This window comes from Streptomyces corynorhini (genome assembly GCF_003346515.1).
GTDB lineage: Bacteria > Actinomycetota > Actinomycetes > Streptomycetales > Streptomycetaceae > Streptomyces > Streptomyces corynorhini.
In genome coordinates this window covers 1-3408 of record NZ_QQNA01000398.1, presented here as the reverse complement: position 1 = coordinate 3408, position 3408 = coordinate 1, and the positions used below count along the sequence as shown (strand labels likewise).

Genomic DNA, 3408 nt, shown 5'->3' with positions numbered 1-3408 from the left:
CTTTGTTAGGACCTCTTAGAGGCCGCGCGAATAGGTGGGGCGGCCTCTTACGTCCCCTCAGTGGCGTTTGGTCTGCACATATTCATAAAGTAGGGCAATGCGCACCGAGGAAGTCCTGGCCGCGATCGCGACCGGCCTGTGGTACTGGGACAACGCGGCCGGATCGGTCACCCTCGACGCCGAAGCCGCGCGGCTGTTCGGGCTGGCGGCCGAGCCCACCACCATGGCCGAGGGCGCGATGCGCTCCCAGTTCCACCCCGTCGACTGGAACGAGATCGCGGGCATCGTCGGTCTCGCCGTCGCCGAGGGCACCATCGCCGAGGCCCGGCTGCGGATCATGGACGGCGAGGGCCGGGTGCTGCGCACCGTACGGTCCCGCTGCAAGCCGACCGTCAGGACCCTGCCCGACGGCTCGCAGGACTTCGAGATGGTCGGCACCGTCCAGGAGGTGTCCGAGCCGCGCCCCGGTGCGGCCGTCGAGGGCACCTCGATCACCGGCGACTGGCGCCGCTCCCGCGAGGCGTTCCTCCTCGACGCCGGACGGGCGCTGGCCGAGGCCCGCTCCACCAACGAGGTGCTGCGGGTCGCCGCCTCCCTCTCCATGCCGGGCTTCTCGCCGGACGGCCTCGCGGTCTTCAGCGTCTTCGGCGAGCGGCTGCGGATCATCGGACACCACGGGCACGACGCCGGGGACGTCGGACCGTTCGAGGACATGCAGCTGAACACCGACTACCCCGCCGCCGAAGCGGTCAGGACCGGCCGGGCCATCTATCTGCCCACCCCGGAGGCGTACGAGAAGCGCTATCCGACCACCTGGCAGTACGTGCAGCGCTTCGACCGCCACTCCTGGGCCTTCGTGCCGCTGATCGTGGCGGGACGGACCCTGGGCACCTGGATGGCCGCCTTCAAGCACCGGGTCGCCTTCTCCCCCGACGAGCGCTCCGTCCTGACGACGGTGGCGCGCATGCTCGCGCAGGCGCTGGCGCGCGCCGGGGTCGCCGAGTCCGAGCGGGAGCTGTCCCTCGGGCTGCAGCGCTCGATGATGCCGACGATCGGCCCCGCGATCCCCGGCATGACGGTCGCCGCGCGCTACGTGCCGACCGGCGGCGGGCTCCAGGTCGGCGGCGACTGGTACGACATGATCCCGCTGCCGGGAACAGGCCCGGGACGAGGCAGGTTCGCCCTGGTCATCGGGGACGTGCAGGGGCACGACGTACGGGCCGCGGGGCTGATGGGCCAGCTGCGGATCGCGCTGCGGGCGTACGCAGCGGAGGGCCACCGGCCCGACGCGGTGCTCTCGCGGGCGTCACGCTTCCTCGCCGGGCTCCAGCTCCACCAGGGCCGGGACGGCGGGGTCGTGGGCGGCGCGGAAGGCCACCTGGGCGCCATGGGCGGCAACGGCGGCGACACCCCGGGACCGGGGAGCACGGCGAACGGGCCGGGGCCCGGCCGGCGCGAAGAGGAGGAGTACGCGGCCGCGGGACCGCGCTTCGCGACCTGCCTGTACCTGGAGGTCGACCCGGAGACCGGCACGCTCGACATCGCCCGCGCCGGCCATCCCGACCCGGTGATCCTCTCCGTCGACGGTGCGGCCGTCATCCGGCAGACGGAGGGCGGGCTGCCGCTCGGCGTCGAGACGGACTCCGACTATCCGACGACCCGGCTCGACCTGGAGCCCGGCGAGACGCTGATGCTCTGCACGGACGGGCTGATCGAGACCGGCGGCCACGACCTGGCCACCGGCTGGGACCGGCTGCGGCCCGTCATGGAGGAGCACGGCGGCGGCTCGCTGGAGAAGCTGGCCGACACCCTGGTCCAGGCCGTACACGGCCCCACCTCGCACTACACCACCGGTCCGCTGGCCGACCGGCACGAGGACGACATCGCGCTCCTCCTGCTCGCCCGCGACCGTATCCCCGCCCCCGCCAGCCGCCCGAAGGCCCGGCGCACCGCCCTGACCGTCGCCCAGGCCGAACCGGAGCGGATCGCGGGCGCCCGGCGGCAGCTGCGCCAGTTGCTGCACGACTGGACGGACGCGGAACAGGTCGACTCGGCCGAGCTGATGGTCTCCGAGATGCTCACCAACGTGCTGGTCCACACGGACAACGACGCCCTCCTCGTCGCGGAGGCCAGGGGCGAGCCGGGCGAGCGCAGACTCCGGGTCGAGGTCGCGGACACCAGCGACCAGCTGCCGCACCGCAGGCGCCCCGGCGAGCTGGCGTCGAGCGGACGGGGGCTGCTGCTGATGGAGATGCTGGCGGACGAGTGGGGCGTGGACCCGAGGGGCGAGGGCAAGTCGATCTGGTTCGAGCTGCACGAGGGCGGGCACACGGGCTCCTGACGGATACGGACCCGCCTCAGCGGGGCGGCCCGCAGTCGACGGCACGGGCCTGAGCGGCACGGGCCTGACCGGCACGGGCCCGCACCTGCTCCGGCGCGAGGGGCGCTGGACGCCGTATGGGCACGGGCAGCCCCCGGCACTCACCGCACTCGCCGCCCACCAGCGCCTCCGGCCGCCCGGGAGCCCGGCACGTGGAGCACTCCATGACGCGCAGGGGCGGCCGTACGGCCACCTCCGGCTCGGGCTCGGGCGGAAGCTTGGAAGTGAGCCGGGCCCGGACGATCCCGGCGGGATGGTGTACGGCGGCGGGCAGCCCGTCCGTGAGCGCGCGCAGCACGTCCTCCTCACCGGCACCGCGCGCGAACCACTCGGCGGCCAGGGGCTCCAGCGCCGCGCAGTCGGCGGCGGACAGCGACACGGCGGGGTCCCGCCGCCCGAGGGCGGCGAGCACGGCGTAGGCGCGGGAACGGGAGGTTCGCGGGGCGGCCGGGGCAGGCGGGGCGGCCGGGGCAGGCGACGGCGCGGGAGGCGCAGTACGGGCACCACCATCACCGGAGCCCTCGTCAGAACCCTCGGGACGGTCCCCGACCACGCTCTCGCCCACCTCTCCGGCGACGAAGGAGGCCCACCAGGACTCGTCCCGGGCGGTGCGCGAGAACCACGTACGGGTGACCCACCGCGCCGCACCGACCGTCACCAGATGCTCGCGCCCCCGCCGTAAGTACCCCGTGCGCTGAAGGTGGTTGAGGGCGGTACGCAGCGCACACTGCCCGTAGTCCAGCACCTTGGCCAGGGCCTTCACCGAAATGTCGGCGCCCTCGGGCAGCCGGTCGATGAACCCGGCGATGGACGCCTCACGGGCGGGAAGAGCGGCGAAGGCACCACCGGACACCTCGGCCGGGCCTGGCACGGACCGTTTGCCGTAACCGGGGCTGGCCAGGGGATGGCGGGATACGTGCGCGGGGCGCGGAGCGCCACTAAACTGGCGGTAAGCCATGGGGATCGTCTCTAACTCTTGGATCTCGGTGGTCAGGCCCTCGCCGGTGCTCGTAACACCAGGCGGGGGC

At 73.7% G+C, this 3408-nt stretch carries 2 protein-coding genes; one reads left to right on the top strand and one right to left on the bottom strand.

The genetic code is table 11. From position 1 onward, the window contains the following. Positions 1–97: 97 nt before the first annotated feature. Positions 98–2341 (top strand): ATP-binding SpoIIE family protein phosphatase, encoded by a 2244-nt coding sequence (locus DVH02_RS33425; protein ID WP_114627591.1) that lies wholly within the window; start codon positions 98–100, stop codon positions 2339–2341. Positions 2342–2357: 16 nt separating this feature from the next. On the opposite strand, the gene DVH02_RS33420 is transcribed toward DVH02_RS33425, so the two are convergent. Beyond that, complete coding sequence (locus DVH02_RS33420; RefSeq protein WP_114627590.1) at positions 2358–3338, bottom strand: hypothetical protein; 981 nt, start codon at positions 3336–3338, stop codon at positions 2358–2360. Between the last annotated feature and the right edge of the window lie 70 nt (positions 3339–3408).